Source organism: Streptomyces sp. RP5T (genome assembly GCF_003933965.1).
In the GTDB taxonomy this organism is placed as follows: domain Bacteria; phylum Actinomycetota; class Actinomycetes; order Streptomycetales; family Streptomycetaceae; genus Streptomyces.
The window spans coordinates 1-390 of sequence record NZ_RSAJ01001319.1; the positions used below are offsets into that span (position 1 = coordinate 1).

At 77.7% G+C, this 390-nt stretch carries 1 pseudogene; it reads right to left on the reverse strand.

The window, feature by feature from the left end:
- A pseudogene (locus EHS43_RS46010) lies at window positions 1-390 on the reverse strand (PucR family transcriptional regulator); the annotation flags it as partial.

Sequence of the window (390 nt, forward strand, 5' to 3'; positions counted from 1 at the left end):
CCGCTCCGCCTCCGAGCGCAGACCGAGCAGGACCAGGACGCGGCCCTCCACGGGCCGCACGCCCAGCAGGACCGGGACACCGACCGCGGCCAGTTCCTCGGAGACCGCCCGGGCCAGGACCGCCCAGCCGCCGCCCGAGGGGCCGAGGTGCATCACCATGGGCAGCAGCGGGCCGGTGCCCGGTCTGAAGCCCAGCACGCGCGCCTGCGCGGGCGCGTCCTCCGCCGTGATCCGGCCCTCCGCGAGGTCGGTCAGGAAGTCGCCGCGCCCGCGGGCCGCCAGCTCCTCCTCCTGGCGGGCCTGCATCAGGACGACGGCGAGGATGCCCGCGGCCCGTTCCGCCGCCATCCGGTGCACCGGCCCCATCTGCCCCCGCACGGGCAACAGGAC